14 protein-coding genes are annotated in these 17,495 nt (G+C 56.4%); 8 read left to right on the forward strand and 6 right to left on the reverse strand.

Annotated features, from left to right (window positions below; genetic code table 11):
• Positions 1–2 precede the first annotated feature (2 nt).
• Positions 3–872 (reverse strand): peptidylprolyl isomerase, encoded by an 870-nt coding sequence (locus tag BM069_RS12360; RefSeq protein ID WP_093324074.1) that lies wholly within the window; start codon positions 870–872, stop codon positions 3–5.
• Positions 873–1,044: 172 nt separating this feature from the next.
• Between BM069_RS12360 and secA the strand changes: the two genes are divergently transcribed.
• The 3 genes from secA (at position 1,045) to BM069_RS12375 (ending at position 6,445) form a co-directional block, all read left to right on the forward strand.
• Entirely contained in the window at positions 1,045–3,756 is a 2,712-nt protein-coding gene (secA, locus tag BM069_RS12365) for a preprotein translocase subunit SecA (protein ID WP_093324075.1), read from the forward strand.
• A 94-nt stretch (positions 3,757–3,850) separates the two neighbouring features.
• Entirely contained in the window at positions 3,851–4,870 is a 1,020-nt protein-coding gene (locus BM069_RS12370; RefSeq protein ID WP_093324077.1) for a hypothetical protein, read from the forward strand.
• A gap of 21 nt (positions 4,871–4,891) precedes the next feature.
• Positions 4,892–6,445 (forward strand): phosphate ABC transporter substrate-binding/OmpA family protein, encoded by a 1,554-nt coding sequence (locus BM069_RS12375; RefSeq protein ID WP_093324078.1) that lies wholly within the window; start codon positions 4,892–4,894, stop codon positions 6,443–6,445.
• Positions 6,446–6,447: 2 nt separating this feature from the next.
• Here the strand turns inward: BM069_RS12375 and radC are convergent, their stop codons facing one another.
• A complete protein-coding gene (gene radC / locus BM069_RS12380) occupies positions 6,448–7,209 on the reverse strand; it encodes a RadC family protein (RefSeq protein ID WP_170846743.1) in 762 nt (253 codons plus the stop codon).
• A gap of 237 nt (positions 7,210–7,446) precedes the next feature.
• On the opposite strand from radC, the gene BM069_RS12385 reads away from it, so the two are divergent.
• A complete protein-coding gene (locus BM069_RS12385; RefSeq protein WP_093324079.1) occupies positions 7,447–8,298 on the forward strand; it encodes an amino acid ABC transporter substrate-binding protein in 852 nt (283 codons plus the stop codon).
• An 825-nt stretch (positions 8,299–9,123) separates the two neighbouring features.
• On the opposite strand, the gene dnaJ is transcribed toward BM069_RS12385, so the two are convergent.
• Positions 9,124–10,269: a molecular chaperone DnaJ gene (gene dnaJ / locus BM069_RS12395; RefSeq protein ID WP_093324082.1), complete on the reverse strand. Its 1,146-nt coding sequence runs from the start codon at positions 10,267–10,269 to the stop codon at positions 9,124–9,126.
• A gap of 79 nt (positions 10,270–10,348) precedes the next feature.
• Positions 10,349–12,262 carry a molecular chaperone DnaK gene (gene dnaK, locus BM069_RS12400; RefSeq protein WP_093324084.1) on the reverse strand — a complete coding sequence of 638 codons (1,914 nt, stop codon included), beginning with the start codon at positions 12,260–12,262 and terminating at the stop codon, positions 10,349–10,351.
• Between the two features lie 207 nt (positions 12,263–12,469).
• Between dnaK and BM069_RS12405 the strand changes: the two genes are divergently transcribed.
• A complete protein-coding gene (locus BM069_RS12405) occupies positions 12,470–13,078 on the forward strand; it encodes an alpha-ketoglutarate-dependent dioxygenase AlkB family protein (protein WP_093324085.1) in 609 nt (202 codons plus the stop codon).
• A gap of 36 nt (positions 13,079–13,114) precedes the next feature.
• On the opposite strand, the gene BM069_RS12410 is transcribed toward BM069_RS12405, so the two are convergent.
• Together BM069_RS12410 and BM069_RS12415 are read right to left on the reverse strand one after the other, a co-directional pair.
• The gene (locus tag BM069_RS12410; protein ID WP_093324087.1) at positions 13,115–13,705 is read right to left on the reverse strand and encodes an SH3 domain-containing protein; all 591 of its coding nucleotides are present in this window, start codon (positions 13,703–13,705) and stop codon (positions 13,115–13,117) included.
• The gene (locus BM069_RS12415; RefSeq protein ID WP_093324088.1) at positions 13,702–14,523 is read right to left on the reverse strand and encodes an ABC transporter permease; all 822 of its coding nucleotides are present in this window, start codon (positions 14,521–14,523) and stop codon (positions 13,702–13,704) included. The genes BM069_RS12410 and BM069_RS12415 overlap by 4 nt, the downstream gene beginning before the upstream one ends.
• A gap of 119 nt (positions 14,524–14,642) precedes the next feature.
• Here BM069_RS12415 and cysQ point away from each other — a divergent pair, with 119 nt between their 5' ends.
• Genes cysQ through BM069_RS12430 form a run of 3 tightly spaced genes read left to right on the forward strand, consistent with a single transcriptional unit; the run spans position 14,643 to position 17,484 of the window.
• Positions 14,643–15,440, forward strand: coding sequence for a 3'(2'),5'-bisphosphate nucleotidase CysQ (gene cysQ / locus BM069_RS12420; protein WP_093324090.1), 798 nt, complete (start codon positions 14,643–14,645; stop codon positions 15,438–15,440).
• Positions 15,440–16,240 carry a 3-deoxy-manno-octulosonate cytidylyltransferase gene (locus tag BM069_RS12425; protein WP_093324091.1) on the forward strand — a complete coding sequence of 267 codons (801 nt, stop codon included), beginning with the start codon at positions 15,440–15,442 and terminating at the stop codon, positions 16,238–16,240. The genes cysQ and BM069_RS12425 overlap by 1 nt, the downstream gene beginning before the upstream one ends.
• Entirely contained in the window at positions 16,237–17,484 is a 1,248-nt protein-coding gene (locus tag BM069_RS12430; protein WP_093324093.1) for a glycosyltransferase family 2 protein, read from the forward strand. The genes BM069_RS12425 and BM069_RS12430 overlap by 4 nt, the downstream gene beginning before the upstream one ends.
• Positions 17,485–17,495 lie beyond the last annotated feature (11 nt).

The raw sequence follows: 17,495 nt of genomic DNA on the forward strand, positions 1-17,495 counted from the left end.
GATCAGTCCTGTGTCACCTGGCCGCCGATCAAGTCAGCGCGGCGGATGATTTCAGGGCTCATGTTGGCGGCTTCGGTTTTTACGATGTCGGCGCCTGCGGTCAAATCCGCGATATAGGCGCGCGCAGCTTCTTCTTGTGCCTTGTTCAGGAGTTCTCCGCGAGTTTCTTCAAAAGAGGGGGCCTGAACCTGACGGGTGTCGTTGAGCTTGATGACATGCCAGCCAAATTGGGTCTGAACCGGTGCAGAAACGGCCCCAACAGCCATATCAATCACCGCAGCTTCGAACGGCTGCACCATTTGACCCTTGCCAAACCAGCCCAAGGCGCCGCCGGACGGGCCGGACGGACCAGTGGATTTGGCCTGCGCCAATTCCGCAAAATCCGCACCACCTTCGAGTTCCTGCACCAAAGCAAGCGCCTCTTCTTCAGTGTTCACCAAAATGTGGCTGGCGTTGTATTCCGATTCATCAGCCAGATGCGCGAACTGCTCATCATAAAGTGCCTGCAGTTCCTCGTCGGAGATCTCGCTAACGGACATGAAGTTTTCGAGAGCCTCATTCGCCTGAAGTGCCCGCTTTTCGTTCTCAAGCGTGAGTTCGATTTTGCGGGAAACCTCTCCGTCCAGCGTGGCGGCAAGGGCTGTTTGCTGAATCAACTGATCGAGGATGCTATCAAAAAGAACATCGTCCCCAAGCTCTTTGTATTGATCCGGAAGTGCCTCGCGGACAGCGATGACCATGCCCAGGGTGATGTCTGACCCGTCCACAGTTACCAGGACTGTGTTCGCGCTGGGCGACTCTTCGGCGACAACTGGAGCAGCAACGAGAAGAGCAACCGCACCGGCACGCAGGAAATTGAGGGTTTTAGACATCGTTTTGTCCTTGGCTAGGGCCGCGTGGGTCCGCGGCGTTGACACTGTATACTACGCCCCTTACATCGCTTTGAGGCTGAGGCAAACGCCTGTTTCCTCTCTTGTATGAGGGTGGCGGCAGGACAGCAACCAATGTGCCTCGCACGAATGCGTCAACGAAGGACACGACATAATGCTCGGATTTGGAAAAATCGCCCGAAAGGTGTTCGGAACGCCGAACGACCGCAAGATCAAGGCGACGCGTCCACTCGTTGAAAAAATCAACGCACTGGAGCCGGAATTCGAGAAGCTCTCCGACGACGAGATCAAGGCGAAGACCACGGAACTGTCCGAGCGGGCCAAAGGTGGCGAGTCGCTGGACGCCCTCCTGCCGGAGGCCTTTGCCAACTGTCGCGAGGCGGCAAAACGAGCGCTGGGATTGCGCGCTTTTGATGTGCAATTGATGGGCGGCATCTTTTTGCACGAAGGCAATATCTCGGAAATGAAGACCGGCGAAGGTAAAACCCTCGTTGCGACCTTCCCCGCCTATCTGAATGCGCTGACCGGCAAGGGTGTCCACGTCGTAACCGTGAATGACTATCTTGCAAAACGTGACGCTGAGTGGATGAGTAACGTTTTCGGCGCTCTGGGTATGACCACCGGTGTTGTGTACCCGCAGCAGGCCGAAGATGAAAAACGCGCCGCTTACGCATGTGATGTGACCTATGCCACCAACAACGAGCTGGGTTTTGACTATCTGCGCGACAACATGAAGTCTGAACTCAAGGACATGAGCCAGCGCGACCACAACTTTGCGATTGTGGACGAGGTCGACTCGATCCTTATTGACGAAGCCCGGACACCGCTGATTATCTCTGGCCCCGCGCAGGACCGGACCGAGCTTTATGTCGCGATCGACAAGCTGATTCCGGACGTTCAGGATGATCATTTCGAACTGGACGAAAAGACGCGAAACGTGACGTTCACCGACGAAGGAAATGAATTCCTTGAGGAGCAGTTGCAGGCGCGAGGATTGTTGCCCGAAGAGCAGAGCCTCTATGATCCGGAAAGCACAACCATCGTGCACCACATCAACCAAGGTCTGCGGGCGCACAAGCTCTTTACCAAGGACAAGGACTATATTGTCCGCGACAGCCAGATCGTTTTGATCGACGAGTTCACTGGCCGGATGATGGCCGGGCGCCGCCTGTCGGACGGCTTGCATCAGGCGATCGAGGCCAAAGAAGGCTGTAAGATCCAGCCCGAAAACGTGACGCTCGCACAGGTGACGTTTCAGAACTACTTCCGGCTCTATGACAAGCTTGGTGGTATGACCGGCACAGCAGCGACAGAGGCCGAGGAATTTTCTGAGATTTATGGTCTTGGTGTGGTTGAAGTGCCAACCAACCGCGACATCGCCCGCAAAGATGAAGACGATGCCGTTTATCGCACGGCGAATGAAAAATTTGCGGCGATTGTCAAAACCATCAAGGAAGCGCACGAAAAAGGTCAGCCGATCCTTGTGGGCACCACGTCTATTGAGAAATCGGAATTCCTGTCAGGCCTGCTTGATCAAGCGGGTGTGACGCATAGTGTTTTGAACGCACGCCAGCATGAGCAAGAGGCGCAAATTGTTGCTGATGCGGGCAAACTGGGGGCGGTGACAATCGCGACCAACATGGCCGGCCGCGGCACTGACATCAAACTGGGCGGCAATGTCGAGTTCAAAATCCTGGAAGCCATTGCGGCCGATCCGGATGGTGACCATGAAAAGCTGCGCAATGAGATCGAAGAGTCTCACAAAGCCGACGAGCAAGCCGTAAAAGACGCAGGCGGTCTCTTTGTTTTGGCCACCGAGCGTCACGAAAGCCGTCGCATCGACAACCAGTTGCGCGGTCGCTCCGGCCGTCAGGGTGACCCGGGTCGCTCTTCGTTCTTCCTGAGTCTGGAAGATGACTTGATGCGCATTTTTGGCTCTGATCGGTTGGACAAGGTGCTGTCCTCTCTGGGTATGGAAGAGGGTGAAGCGATCATCCACCCCTGGGTTAACAAGTCGTTGGAGCGCGCCCAAGCGAAGGTGGAAGGCCGCAACTTTGACATTCGGAAACAGCTTCTGAAATTTGATGACGTCATGAACGATCAGCGTAAGGTGATCTTTGGTCAACGTCGGGAAATCATGGAAGCCGAGGATATTTCCGAAATTGCACAGGATATGCGTCATGATGTGATCGCCGAGTTGGTGGATCAGTACATGCCTCCGAAAACCTACGCCGATCAGTGGGACACCGAAGGTCTTTATGCTGCTGGTATTGAGAAGCTTGGTATCGATGTACCCGTGATGGAGTGGGCGGACGAAGAAGGCGTCGACGACGATGAGATTCGCGAACGTCTTGAAAAAGCTGCTGATGAGATGATGGCAGCCAAGGCGGTCAGCTTTGGCCCCGAGGCGATGCGCATGATCGAAAAGCAGATTCTGTTGCAAACCATCGACACCAAATGGCGTGAGCACCTGTTGACACTGGAACACCTGCGCTCTGTCGTCGGATTCCGGGGATACGCGCAGCGCGACCCACTGAACGAATACAAAAACGAATCGTTCCAGTTGTTTGAGGGAATGCTCGACGGTCTTCGTGAGGATGTAACGGCGACTTTGTCCCGTATTCGCCCAATTTCGGAAGAGGAGCAGCGCGAGCTGGCGCAGCAGATGGCAGCGCAACAGCAGGCGTCACAGCAGGCCGTGACACCCGCGGCACCGCAAGATGATGACCCCGCTCCGAACCCTGAAAACGCGTTGGCCGGCTTTGATGAAAATGATCCCACCACATGGGGAAACCCGGGGCGAAATGACAAGTGTCCCTGTGGTTCCGGCAAGAAGTTCAAGCACTGCCATGGGCGTCTTGCCTGACCAATTTGCGACAGACTTAATTCAAAAGGGCGCCTTACGGGTGCCCTTTTTATTTGTGATCTTGGCCTCCGTGTTTGAGTGACCGGAGATTTTCATGCGCAATCTAAGAAACGTATACCGCCGCTATTCCATGGCGTGTGCAACAGCGACGATCGCCATTTTTATTGGCTTTGTCATGGAGCGCACAGAGGCTAGCCAAGCGCCGGTATCCTCGCAACATGACCTGTCTTCGGAACCGTCATTGCCAGTGGTCAAAGCCAGCCTGAGCAGCGGGGTGCTATCGTCGCCCAAGCATGCCGCTGGGGTTGCCTTGCCCAATATGCCGACAGATCGCTCCAGCGAAGTCAGCTTGCCGGGAGGGCCTGTCTTGGTGGCGGTCGCAGATGACCTTCCGGTCGGGCTCATTCCCGAAGAAGAAGTCGCGCCGGCGATGGGGTGCGATGTGACACTGGAGGCGGAGTCAACCGCGGGGGCAATGGTGCGCCTTGTGATGACTGCGCCCTGTCACACCGGAGCGCGAGTTTCGGTTCATCATGGCAACATGACATTTACCGAAATTGTAGGAGATGACGGGTTCCTTGAGCTTGTAGTGCCAGCGTTAGCGGTGAACGCGGTATTTGCGGTCATGATGCCCAACGGCGATGGCGCAACAGCTTCGGCCACCGTGGATAGCCTCGAATTTTACGACCGCACTGTCATCCATTGGATAGGTCAGTCAGGGGTTGAACTTCATGCGCGTGAGTTTGGCGCAGCCTATGGCGAGGACGGCCATGTTTGGCGGGAAGAGGCTCGGGATATTTCCGTTTTGATTGGTGGCCTCGGTGGTTTCCTGACGCCTTTGGGCAGCGCAGACTTGCCAGATGCCGCCCGTGCGGAGGTTTATACGTTTCCCAGTCTCACCACATCGCAGTCTGGAAAGATTTCCCTAAGTGTTGAGGCCGAAATTACCGAGGCCAATTGCGGGCGCAGCATTGCCGTGCAGGCTGAGAAAATCGAAGCTGGAAAAGTGGCCTCGAGTCGCGCCTTGCAGATGGAGATTCCGAGCTGTGACGCAGTGGGGCAATTTCTGGTGTTGAAAAACCTCGTAGAAGACCTGACAATCGCACAAAAATAAGCGGCGGTCAGGACCAATCCAATGTTGAGATTCCGTGCGGCGATATGCGCCGCACTTTCTGTTTTTGCCAGCGCGCTGTTTGCGCAGGATGTCACCCTTAAATCCCATGACGGGGCCGTTGAAATCATCGGCACGCTGCGTGGGTTTGACGGTGAATTTTACCGCGTTGACACGGTGTATGGCGAACTGACTGTCGATGGCTCCGGTGTGACATGCGACGGTCCGGGATGTCCTAATCTTATCAATTATGTAGCCGACATTTCCATTTCCGGGTCAGAGCGGATGGCGCAGGTTTTGATGCCTGCGTTGCTGGAGGCTTTTGCCTTGCGAAATGGCTACGCTATTGCCCGCCATGATCTCGAGGAAGGTCGATTTGAATATCGGGTTATGCAGGAAACAACAGGAGAGTTGCGGGCCCGTTTCAGATTCCATGCCAGCAATGCCGATGAGGGGTTTGCCGACCTTTTGGCGGACGAAGCGGATATTGCGATGTCGTTGCGGGAAATTAGGCCGGAGGAAGCCGCACTGGGCTATGAGGCGGGTCTTGGAGACATGAGCGACAGCAACCGCAGCCGAGTCTTGGCGCTTGACGGAATGGTGCCGGTTGTTGCTGCGGGGAATCCAGTTTCGACAATTTCCTTGGTTGAGCTGGCCACGGTTTTTGCGGGCAAGGTCACAAATTGGAAGGCTTTGGGCGGGCCGGATGCGCCGATTTCTGTACATCTGGAGGCGCCGACGTCGGGTTTTGCGCAGGCTGTGGAAGATCAATTGATGCGACCGGCGGCACAGGAGTTTGACGCCAACATTACACGCCATAGCGCCGGGGCCGATCTTATCACTGCTGTGGAAAGAGACCCTTTTGCCATTGGAATCACAAACTTTTCCAATACATCAAATGCCAAGGTTCTGACGTTGAGTGGCACTTGCGGCTTTTCGTTGGAAGCGTCCCGAAGGACAATCAAAACAGAAGATTACCCTCTCAATGCGCCGATGTTCCTTTACTTTCCAGCACGACGCTTGCCCAAGTTGGCGCGGGACTTTCTTGCCTATACACGCGGGCCATCGGCGCAGGTGGTGATCCGGCGCGCAGGATTTGTTGACCAGACATCCGAAGAAATTCCGGTCAACATTCAAGGGGATCGTCTGGCCAATGCAATCTCCGTGGTCGGAGAGGATCTGACATTCGAAACCACGCAAGAGATGATGGCAACGCTGCTGGGTAAGAAGCGCCTGACAACGTCGTTTCGATTCCAAGCTGGGTCTTCTCGACTGGATGCGCAGTCCCGTTCCAATGTGCATCAACTCGCGCGGGCGTTGGAGAGCGGACGGTATGATGCCCGTCGCTTATATTTTGTTGGGTTTTCTGACGGAGATGGCCCCGCAAAGATCAACCGCAGTATTGCATTGAAGCGGGCGGAGGCGGTGCGTGATGCGGTTCTGGCAGCCGCAGAAACGGCGAACCCTGATCGCCTGTTGCTTGAAACTGTGGCCTTTGGGGAGGCGATGCCGATGGCCTGTGATGACACGTCCTGGGGACGGCAGGTGAACCGGCGGGTGGAAATCTGGGTAGAGTGATCTCAGAGATGTCCCTCTGAGCGAAAGCTCAGCTCGCGGGATTTTCCTATAATCAGGTGGTCGTGCAACGTGATGCCTAACGCTTGGGCTGCTGTGTTGATTTGATGGGTCATCGCGATGTCACTGTCGGATGGTGTGGGATCGCCGGATGGGTGATTATGTACTAAAATCAGAGCACTAGCGTTGAGTTCAAGCGCTCGCTTGGCGACCTCTCGGGGGTAGACCGGCACATGGTTTACGGTCCCCTGTGCCTGAGCTTCGTCTGCGATCAATGTGTTTTTTGTGTCCAAAAACAACACTCTGAACTGTTCCGTATCCCGATGCGCCATGGTGGTGTGACAATAGTCCACCAAGGCGTCCCAACCAGAGAGCACGTGGCGTTGCATAACACGACTGCGGGCGAGGCGATGAGCGGCAGCCTCCACGAGCTTGAGTTCGGTCACTACCGCGTCGCCGACGCCGTTGACCGCCTTCAATCGGGCCAATGGGGCAGAAAGGACGCCATTGAAATCACCGAATGTTTCCAACAAGATATGGGCAAGGGGTTTGACATCCTGACGGGGAATGGCGCGAAAAAGGACCAGTTCGAGCATTTCGTAGTCGGGCAGTGCGTCTGCCCCGCCAGACAGAAACCGCGCTCTCAGACGTTTGCGATGATCGCGCAGATAGGATGGCAATTTGCCGGATGGCAGAGGGGCCATAGGGGCTTCATCCACATCAAAAAGAGGCAGCGGTTTCTCCGAAAAGGTGCTTGGGTCAGACATAATCCAAGGCTGCGCGGACAAGGTTAACCAATGGTAAATATCAGCGAAAACCCCTGTGAAATCGACGTCGGCAAAACGTCGGTATTATGTCGGTATCGCGTCGGTGCGAAAAGACGCGCGCCGGATTTTCCGGACATAGAGACTTTCTTGAGGGAGCAAGCCGACGTCTTCGGGTTGTGACTTTGCACTTTGGGTGAAATGGTGCCGCAAGGGATTTAGGGATAGGTGGAGATATTCGTGCGACTTTTTTCAGCAGCGCTTTTGGTGGGTCTGGCAACGACGGGCGGGGCAATGGCGCAGACCATTGACCGTATTCTGGAGCGCAACGAGTTGCGGCTTGGCTATCGTGTGGATGCGCCCCCTTTGTCCTTTCAGACCACAGATGGACAACCGGGCGGGTTCACGCCGCAGGTCTGTGTGCAGGTGGCGCATGGTATCGTACAGGCACTGGGTGCTGAGAGTCTGAATGTGCAAATGGTGCCAGTGGACGCGACGGACAGGTTTAACAAAGTCGCCAGTGGCGAGATTGATCTGTTGTGCGGTGCAGCGAGCATCACGCTGGAGCGGCGCAAGGTCGTGGATTTTTCGATCCCCGTGTATGTTGATGGCGCAGCGGTTCTGATGCCGTCAGACAAGCCTACCAGCTTTGGTGACGATCTGCGTGCCAATACCGAGATGCCAGTGGGTGTCCGGCAAGGCACCACTACCGAAGCGCAGCTTCAGGTGTTTATGGAGGCCAACAAAATCGATCGCGAGATCGCCCCTTTCGCCGATCACCAGAGCGCGATTGTGGCGATGGAAGAGGGAGAGATTGGGGCCTATGTGGCAGACCAATCCATTTTGGTAGGACTTTGGCTGTCGAGCCCACAGAAGAATGCGCTGATGGTGTCGCCCAACCTGTTAACGATGGAGAAGCAGGGGCTGGCAATGGCGCGTGGAGATGCGGATTTCCGTCTGATGGTGGATGGCATCTTGTCCAATATGTATCGCAACGGTGTGCTGGTGGAACTTTTAGAGCAATCCATTCCCGGCCTGGAGCCGGGGCAGGCGCTTAAGGCGATGATGTTGATTGCGCCGGAGGTGGAATAACTTCTTTGTAGTTATCTACCGACGGCTTTTTAACTTGTATTGGAATTGGAGTTGCGGTCATTTGGCTGAAACAACCCTAAGAAGATAATTTCATTAATAGGTTGAGAGCAATTTGCCTGGCCATTGCCGGATTGGTTTTGGCGGGCTGTATGACGACGACCTCAGAGGCACCTGATCCGCGGTATGCGGGGATGGAGCGGCAGACAGCGACTGCATTGGGGGAGGTCTTCTATTACTTTGAACGCCCGTAGGACGGTCGGGTTCTGGCCGTTTTGAGGGATAACTCAATTGGCAGTATCCTTGTGTATTCCGGTTCGACCGAGGCTAGTCTTCGACAAGGGTTGCAGTCCCACTTCTATGCGAAGGGGCAAGCCTGTGACATTGGACGCGGAACTCTCATTAATGATGGCAGCTATGAGTATCGATATACTTGTACAGGCTCCGTTTCGCCTACCCGCTATTGCGTGACGGAAGCAGAGTGTCAGGAGTTTGCCCGTCAGGGATTTGCGGTGGATCGAAGTTTTGTTGGGGTGCCCGGCAAGCCATTGAGGTGGTCGTACCACAAAGCCATCGCCTATGAGAAACGTGAGTACCACCGTTTGTTGATCAAGATGGACTTGTCCCATCGTATTGGCGGCGGACAGTTCGATACATCGGACTACATTGAGGGGGTTAAAGCTTTTTTCGTCATGACTGGAAAGTCGTGTAAATCCAAAATTGAAACTTACAGAGGAATTGAAAGCGCAGTCTTTAGCTATTCCTGCTAACAAAAAAGCCCCGGTTCACTACGCCGGGGCTTCATTCTTTTCGACGTACTTAAAGCGGTCAGCCTTTCATCGAGTCCCAGAAACTCTTCACCGAACTGAAGAAGCTGGAGCTTTCGGGGTTGTTCTCCTCGCTCAACTCTTCGAACTCACGCAACAGCTCTTTTTGGCGGCTGGTGAGTTTGACGGGGGTTTCCACCGCCAGTTCGATCACCATATCGCCGGAGCCGCCGCCGCGCAGGGCGGGCATGCCCTTGCCGCGCAGGCGCATCTGGCGGCCGGATTGGGAACCCGAGGGGATTTTCACACGCGAGCGGCCGCCGTCGATGGTCGGCACTTCGATGTCGCCGCCCAGTGCCGCATTGGTCATGGAAACCGGTACGCGGCAATAGAGGTTGACGCCATCGCGTTCGAAAATTTTATGGGGCGCGACCTCGATGAAGATGTAGAGATCGCCCGAAGGGCCGCCGCGCATGCCGGCTTCGCCTTCGCCCGCAAGGCGGATGCGGGTGCCGGTTTCCACGCCTGCGGGGATGTTGACCGAAAGTGCGCGGTCTTTTTCCACGCGACCTTGGCCGCCACAGGATTTGCACGGGTTCTGGATGATCTGACCAAGGCCCGAACAGGTCGGACAGGTGCGTTCCACGGTGAAGAAGCCCTGTTGCGCGCGCACCTTGCCCATGCCGGAGCAGGTCGGGCAGGTGGTGGGCTCTGAGCCGCCTTCGGCACCAGAGCCATTGCAGCCCTCGCAGGACACGGAGGTGGGCACGTTGATGGTCTTTTGCATGCCGCTGAAGGCATCTTCGAGCGTCACGCGCAGGTTATAGCGCAGGTCGGCGCCACGAGAGGCTCGGCGTCCGCCACCGCGTTGACCGCCGCCGCCCATGAAGTCGCCGAACAGGTCGTCAAACACGTCGGAGAAGGCAGAGGCGAAATCACCTTGACCCGGGTGGCCGCCGCGCGGGCCGCCGCCCATACCGCCTTCGAAGGCAGCGTGGCCGTAGCGGTCATAGGCCGCTTTCTTCTCTGCGTCCTTCAGGACTTCGTAGGCCTCGTTGGCCTCTTTGAACTGTGCCTCGGCATCGGGATTGTCCGCGTTGCGGTCAGGGTGCAGTTCTTTGGCTTTCGTACGATAGCCTTTTTTGATTTCGTCTGCCGAAGCCCCTTTGGCGACGCCAAGGACCTCATAGAAGTCACGTTTAGCCATGGGTTACTCCTTTGGGTCGGAAAACAAAGGGCCGATCCGGCAACCGGACCGGCCCAAATGTGTGTTCCGAGAGCGCAATTTAGCGCTTGTCGTCGTTCAGGTCTTCGAAGTCGGCGTCGACGATGTCGTCGGCACCCGGACCCATGTCTGCCGCTTCTGGCTCTTCGCCGGCCTCAGCTTGGCTTGCCTTGTAGATGGCTTCGCCAAGTTTCATGGCCGATTCGGTCACGTTCTGGATGCCGGATTTGATTTTCTCGGCGGACGCGTCGTCTTTTTCCAGATCATCCTTGAGCGCGGCGATTGCCAACTCGATGGCTTCGACGGTTGTCGGATCGACCTTGTCGGAGTGCTCTTCCACAGATTTCTCGGTCGAGTGGATGAGGCTTTCCGCCTGGTTTTTCGCTTCGATCAGCTCGCGGCGTTCTTTGTCCGCCTCGGCATTCTCTTCGGCGTCCTGAACCATCTTTTCGATGTCCGCGTCAGAAAGGCCACCAGATGCCTGAATGGTGATTTTCTGTTCTTTGCCGGTGCCTTTGTCAGCCGCACCAACAGACACGATGCCGTTGGCGTCGATGTCGAAGGTCACTTCGATTTGGGGCATACCGCGCGGTGCGGGCGGGATGTCTTCGAGGTTGAACTGGCCGAGGATCTTGTTGTCGGCAGCCATTTCTCGCTCACCCTGGAACACTCGGATGGTCACGGCGTTCTGGTTGTCTTCCGCGGTGGAGAAGATCTGCGACTTTTTGGTCGGGATCGTGGTGTTGCGGTCGATCAGGCGGGTGAACACGCCACCCAGCGTTTCGATGCCCAGCGACAGCGGGGTCACGTCCAGCAGAACCACGTCTTTGACGTCGCCCTGCAGAACGCCGGCCTGAATGGCTGCGCCCATGGCAACCACTTCGTCAGGGTTCACGCCTTTGTGGGGCTCTTTGCCGAAGAACTTGGTCACTTCTTCGATGACGCGCGGCATGCGGGTCATACCACCCACCAGAACCACTTCGTCGATCTCGTTTGCGGACAGGCCGGCATCCTTCAGCGCTGCCTGACAAGGCTTCATAGAAGCTTTGATCAGGTCACCCACGAGGCTTTCCAGCTTGGCACGGGTCAGTTTGATGACCATGTGCAGCGGGGTGCCGGAGGACGGGTCCATGGAAATAAACGGCTGGTTGATCTCGGTCTGGGAAGAGGAGGAGAGCTCGATCTTGGCTTTCTCCGCGGCTTCCTTCAGACGCTGCAGCGCCATTTTGTCTTTGGTCAGGTCGACGTTGTGCTCTTTTTTGAACTCACCTGCGAGGTAGTTCACGATGCGCATGTCGAAGTCTTCACCGCCGAGGAACGTGTCGCCGTTGGTGGATTTTACTTCGAACAGGCCGTCGTCGATTTCGAGGATGGTCACGTCGAATGTACCGCCGCCGAGGTCATAGACCGCGATAGTTTGGGTTTCTTCTTTGTCCAGACCATAGGCCAGTGCAGCTGCGGTCGGCTCGTTGATGATGCGCAGCACTTCGAGGCCAGCGATTTTGCCGGCGTCTTTGGTGGCCTGACGCTGAGCGTCGTTGAAGTAGGCAGGCACGGTGATGACCGCTTGGGTCACGTCTTCGCCAAGGTAGGACTCAGCGGTTTCTTTCATTTTGCCGAGGATGAACGCGGACAGCTGGCTCGGGGAGTACTTCTCACCCTTGGCTTCGACCCATGCATCGCCGTTGCCGCCGTTGATCACAGAGAACGGCATGTTCTTGAGATCTTTGGCCAGAGCGGAATCGTCATAGCGGCGACCGATCAGACGCTTAACGCCAAATACGGTGTTTTCGGGGTTGGTGACGGCCTGGCGTTTTGCCGGCTGGCCTACGAGGCGCTCGTCGTCGGTGAACGCAACGATAGATGGCGTGGTACGCGCACCTTCGGCGTTTTCGATTACTTTTGGTTGGGAGCCATCCATGATGGCCACACAAGAGTTTGTTGTACCGAGATCGATACCAATCACTTTGCTCATTTTGTATCCCTTCTACTTAAGGCGATGTATGGTGCCCGGACCCGAAATGGCATCCGCGCCTGATCCAGTTTGCCTTCCCGAGAGATCGGAAAAGCGCTTCGGAGCGTATATAGGGCCGAGAAATAGGCCCTGCAAGCGCAAGGGGTGGGCGATTTGGGATGAATCACGACATTTGTTTTGGCAATTGCGCGGAGAGCACAGGCAGAAATGAACGATCGGTTAATAATTCGGGGGTTTGAGGTGGTGAAAGAGGCTCTTGAGCCTGCCGCTCAGGCCGCGATGGTTGCGGACCTGCGTGATATCGCCCGCGCGGCACCGATGCGATCACCTGTCACACGCTGGGGCAAACCGATGAGTGTGAAAATGACCAGTGCAGGGCGCGTGGGCTGGATTTCGGACAGACGGGGGTATCGTTACGAGCCCACGCATCCGGACGGAACGGCATGGCCTGCGATACCGCATTCTATTCTCACTTTGTGGCGGGATGTCACCGGACTTGAGCGGGAGCCGGATTGTTGTCTGATCAACTACTACGGCGAAGGCGCGCGCATGGGGTTGCATCAGGACAAAGACGAAGGGGATTTTGATTGGCCGGTGGTGTCGGTGAGCCTTGGGGATGACGGATTGTTTAGAATGGGAGGCGTGGAGCGTGGTGGCAGCACTGAGTCTCTCTGGTTGCAGTCCGGCGATGTGGTGGTGATGGGCGGCGCGGCGCGTTTGGCCTATCACGGAGTGGACAAAATCAGGTTCCGTTCGTCACGCTTGTTGCCGGACGGAGGGCGGATCAACATCACCTTGCGGGTGGTTGAATCATAGTTTGACCGGTGCAGGAGCTTGCCACGCTTGCTTGAGTCAGTATCCGGTGATCGAACAGCATCCAGACAGAAGGGCAATTTCGCCATCATGGCTGTGATAGAGTGCGACCGACAGGCCGAATTGGCGATCCGACATACCGTCCGAGCATATTTCACGACGGATGGTGGCCACCGAGTCGCCAAACGCCATTGCCCATAGGTCAGGGACACCAGATGCGGGCACCATCAACCCTGCTCCCGGATGGTCATAGCCGCCCTCCGGTGAGGTGAATTGCACGTTTTGGCCCTGAACAAATTCAGCGCCCCAAAAGGGTTCTGTTCCATAACAGCTGATCCGCTGAGCCAGAGCATAATCCGGGTTGGGCTCTTGGCGCGCCATATAGCGCAACGAGACCCAACCGGTGCCCTCACCGGAGTTGACTTGACCCCAGTTGCCGTTTGTGGCGATCACCTCAATGTTGCGGGAATTGTGCGCGATCGCGCCAATGGTGTCCGAGCTTGCGCTGGCCTCTGCGCGAAGGTTGAGAACATCGTCGCTTGCCACATCAGTGACATCGTAAAGCGCAGGGAAGTCTTCTGCCCACAGGAGAGTGGGAAGGCACAGTATCGCAAAAATAAGGCGGATCATCGTTTGGCGTTCCAGGAAAGGGAGGCATGACGACGGGTGTAAAATTCGCCCATCAGCCCGATCATCAAAAGAACAATTCCCACCATGAGCGGATAGATCACGGAGGAATTGCGGGGGAAATAATTTATGAAAGCAAATCCACGCGCTTGGTCGATGCAATGGAACAGCGGGTTCCAGTCAAACATCGCCAGCATAAAACTGGGAAGGGTGTTTGCGACAAACATTTTGCCGGAGGCAATCATGTTCGCGCGGGCGTAGACCGTGGACGCAATTGACACAAATGTCGGGAACCACGGCTTGAGCGCCAGAAAAACAGTGCCGATGGCCAAGCCCGTGAACCAGCCCAAGAGCAACATGCCAAAGGTCTGGATTGGCTTGTCAATCGAGATGGGCGTGAAGGCAACGTGATAGACAAACAGGATCGCAAAGAGCGACAGCACCTGAATATAGAGCGTACCCAGCGCCGCAGACAGGATCGAGATGATCGTGTTCATCGGCGCGTGTTTCATCATTGGCGATGATGGGCCTTCTGACCCCACCACCGCGCCCAGCGTTTTGGTGTGAGTCAGGAACAGAAACACACCGGACATCAGGTAAATCAAGAAATCCCCTCGCAGCACGGCGCTGCGCAACCCGAGAACCGAAAACATGACGTAGAATGCGAGCACGAAAATGATCGCCTGCAGCATGTTGGTAATGATTGAGAGCACCGCATTGCCGTGGCCTTTGCGCACGTTTCTGACAATCGAGTGATAGACCAACTCGAGAATATTCAGCGCTGACGTGAGTGTCGTTTTTTGTGCTGTATGTTGAAACATTGCCTGTGCTTTGCGCGGGGTTATATCGTTATTGCAGGGAATTCTTGCCGTTCGGTTACGCTGGCATCATAAGGGGCCGGACTGTGCAGTTCAACAAATGCCCGCCTAGGAGAGATCTTTTGAATTACGATGTGCTTATTCCTGTTATCCGAAAACTTGCGATCGAGGCCGGCGCCAAGATTATGGAGATTTACAACTCCGACGATTTTGACGTGAAGGTTAAATCGGATGACAGCCCTGTAACGGCAGCGGATGAGGCAGCGGATGCGATCATTTCGGCAGGTTTGCGTGCGGCGTTTCCGGACGTGATGCTGGTGACAGAGGAGCAGGCGGACAGCCATTCGGCCAAGGGGGAGACCTTTCTGATTGTGGACCCGTTGGACGGCACCAAAGAGTTCATTCATCGCCGCGGCGATTTTACCGTGAATATTGCTTATGTTGAAAAAGGTGTGCCGCAGCGCGGTGTGGTTTACGCGCCCGCCAAAGAGCGCATGTTCTTTACTCAGGCGGACGGTCAATCCGTTGAAGAGGTTGGCGTGTTTGATCTGGACGTTGTCGGTGAAACCCGTGAGATCAACGTGGCGAAATCGGACAACGCGGCGCTGATGGTTGTGGCGTCCAAATCGCACCGCGATCAGGCGACCGACGACTACATCAACAAATACAACGTCAAAGACAGCAAATCGGCGGGCAGTTCGTTGAAATTCTGTCTCGTGGCCACAGGCGAGGCGGATATTTACCCGCGTGTTGGCCGCACGATGGAGTGGGACACCGCCGCAGGCCACGCGGTTCTTCTGGGTGCGGGCGGTCAGGTGGTGCGTTTTGACGACCACACGCCGCTGACCTATGGCAAAGACGATTTTGCCAACCCGTTCTTCATTGCTTATGCACCTGATGTGGAGTTGAAAACCGCCTGATGTCTGTTCTGATCATCATTCCCGCGCGCTATGCTTCGACGCGCTATCCTGCCAAACCCCTCGCGGAACTGCGCGGGGCCACCGGAGAAGCCCGCAGCCTGATCCAGCGCAGCTGGGAGGCGGCTTGTGCGGTCGAAGGCGTGGATCGCGTGGTGGTGGCGACGGATGATGATCGCATCAAGGACGCCGCAGAGGCCTTTGGCGCGGAGGTTGTGATGACCTCGGAAGATTGCGCCAATGGCACAGAACGTTGTGCTGAGGCGTTTGACGCGCTGGGCGGGGGATACGACATCGTTGTGAACTTGCAGGGTGACGCGCCGCTGACGCCGGCGTGGTTTGTTGAGGATCTGGTGCAGGGGCTGCGCGACGACAGTATGGCGGAGGTGGCGACACCTGTGTTGCGCTGTGACGGGCGGGCGCTGAACGGGTTCCTCGAAGACCGCCGTGCCGGGCGCGTGGGCGGCACAACGGCGGTGTTCACCACTGATCGTCACGCGCTCTATTTTTCCAAAGAAGTGGTGCCGTTCACGTCAGAAACCTATGCCGACGAAGACGCAACGCCGGTGTTCCATCATGTCGGCGTTTATGCCTATCGCCCGTCGGCGCTGGGCGCTTACCCACGCTGGTCAGCGGGGCCGTTGGAGCAACTTGAAGGGTTGGAGCAGCTGCGGTTCATGGAGCACGGGCGGCAAGTGTTGTGCGTCGAAGTCGAGGCGCGCGGGCGGCAGTTTTGGGAGTTGAACAACCCCGAAGATGTCCCACGGATCGAGGCGATGATGGCTGAGATGGGCGTTGCATGAAGCAGCTTCCGGTCAGCGTGATCGTTGTCAGCCGGGGGCGGCCCCGGTCTTTGCGGCGCACGCTGATGGGGATTTCCCAACAGGTTTATCCGCAATTTGAGATCATTGTCGTCACCGACAGTGAAGGCATCGATGCGGTGCAGTTTCTAGATTTCGGACATCAGCTTAAACTGGTGGAATTTGACGAGCCCAATATCTCGGCGGCGCGCAATCATGGTGTTGCGGTGGCTGCCGGTGAGGTTGTCGCGTTTATTGACGATGACGCGGTTCCGGAAACAGGTTGGCTTTGGCATTTGGTGGCGCCTTTTGCCCGTACCGACGTTGCTGCGGCTGGCGGGTTTGTGCGGGGGCGTAATGGTATCGCGTTTCAATGGAAGGCACGGTCAGTCGATGGTGCCGCGCAGCATTGCGATATTTCCTTGGGCAACGACAAGCCGGTTGAGATGACACCAAGCAAGGGGCGCGCGGTCAAGACCGAAGGCACCAACATGGCCTTTCGTCGGGATGTGTTGGCCGAAATGGGCGGGTTTGATCCGGCGTTCCGATACTACCTTGATGAAACCGATCTGAACCTGCGGCTGGCCGATCAGGGCGCTATTACGGCGATTGTACCCCTTGCCGAAGTGCATCACGGATATTTTGAGAGCGTCAGGCGGTCAGCCCGTCGCGCGCCGAGGGACTTGCATGATGTTGGCGCGAGCATGGCGGTTTTCCTGCGCAAACACTGTTCCCAAGAGGCACGGGCGAAGGTTTGGACAGAATACCAACGCGGGCAGCGTCGCCGGCTAGTTGATTTTATGGTCCGTGGAGAGATCATGCCCGGAGATGTCGCGCGGCTGATGCGGAGCATGCGGGTCGGGCATTCCGACGGAATGGAACGCCCGATTTCGGTGTTGCCGCGGATCGCGCGATCTTCGGAGGGGTTTCGCGCCTTTGAGAGAACATCTGGCGGTGCCGTGGTGATTGCGGGGCGTCACTGGCGGCGGCGCAAAATTCTTGAAGAGGCCCAGAGCGCGGCAATCTCGGGCAAGGTGCCCTCTGTTTTTGTGTTTTCGCGCACAGGCCTTTTTCATAAGGTGATCTATCACTCCGAGGGATACTGGGAACAGGTTGGTGGTCTGTTTGGTCGATCTGACCGGAATGGCCGATTGTTTCGTTTGATGGGTTTCCGGAACCGATTGAAGTCGGAAAAACAGAGGGTTGCCCGTCAAAGGATGTTGATGGATGAAGGCGGGAACGTCTGACAGGAAGGACC

It is taken from the genome of Shimia haliotis, from assembly GCF_900114415.1.
Classification (GTDB): Bacteria; Pseudomonadota; Alphaproteobacteria; order Rhodobacterales; family Rhodobacteraceae; genus Shimia; species Shimia haliotis.

What these genes read in the sequence shown, in the direction of transcription:
- BM069_RS12375 (WP_093324078.1), top strand. Translation starts at nt 4,892, where the DNA reads ATGTTGAGATTCCGTGCGGCGATATGCGCCGCACTTTCTGTTTTTGCC.
- dnaK (WP_093324084.1), bottom strand. Translation starts at nt 12,262, where the DNA reads ATGAGCAAAGTGATTGGTATCGATCTCGGTACAACAAACTCTTGTGTG.
- BM069_RS12425 (WP_093324091.1), top strand. Translation starts at nt 15,440, where the DNA reads ATGTCTGTTCTGATCATCATTCCCGCGCGCTATGCTTCGACGCGCTAT.
- secA (WP_093324075.1), top strand. Translation starts at nt 1,045, where the DNA reads ATGCTCGGATTTGGAAAAATCGCCCGAAAGGTGTTCGGAACGCCGAAC.
- BM069_RS12415 (WP_093324088.1), bottom strand. Translation starts at nt 14,523, where the DNA reads ATGTTTCAACATACAGCACAAAAAACGACACTCACGTCAGCGCTGAAT.
- radC (WP_170846743.1), bottom strand. Translation starts at nt 7,209, where the DNA reads ATGTCTGACCCAAGCACCTTTTCGGAGAAACCGCTGCCTCTTTTTGAT.
- BM069_RS12410 (WP_093324087.1), bottom strand. Translation starts at nt 13,705, where the DNA reads ATGATCCGCCTTATTTTTGCGATACTGTGCCTTCCCACTCTCCTGTGG.
- BM069_RS12370 (WP_093324077.1), top strand. Translation starts at nt 3,851, where the DNA reads ATGCGCAATCTAAGAAACGTATACCGCCGCTATTCCATGGCGTGTGCA.
- dnaJ (WP_093324082.1), bottom strand. Translation starts at nt 10,269, where the DNA reads ATGGCTAAACGTGACTTCTATGAGGTCCTTGGCGTCGCCAAAGGGGCT.
- BM069_RS12405 (WP_093324085.1), top strand. Translation starts at nt 12,470, where the DNA reads ATGAACGATCGGTTAATAATTCGGGGGTTTGAGGTGGTGAAAGAGGCT.
- BM069_RS12360 (WP_093324074.1), bottom strand. Translation starts at nt 872, where the DNA reads ATGTCTAAAACCCTCAATTTCCTGCGTGCCGGTGCGGTTGCTCTTCTC.
- BM069_RS12430 (WP_093324093.1), top strand. Translation starts at nt 16,237, where the DNA reads ATGAAGCAGCTTCCGGTCAGCGTGATCGTTGTCAGCCGGGGGCGGCCC.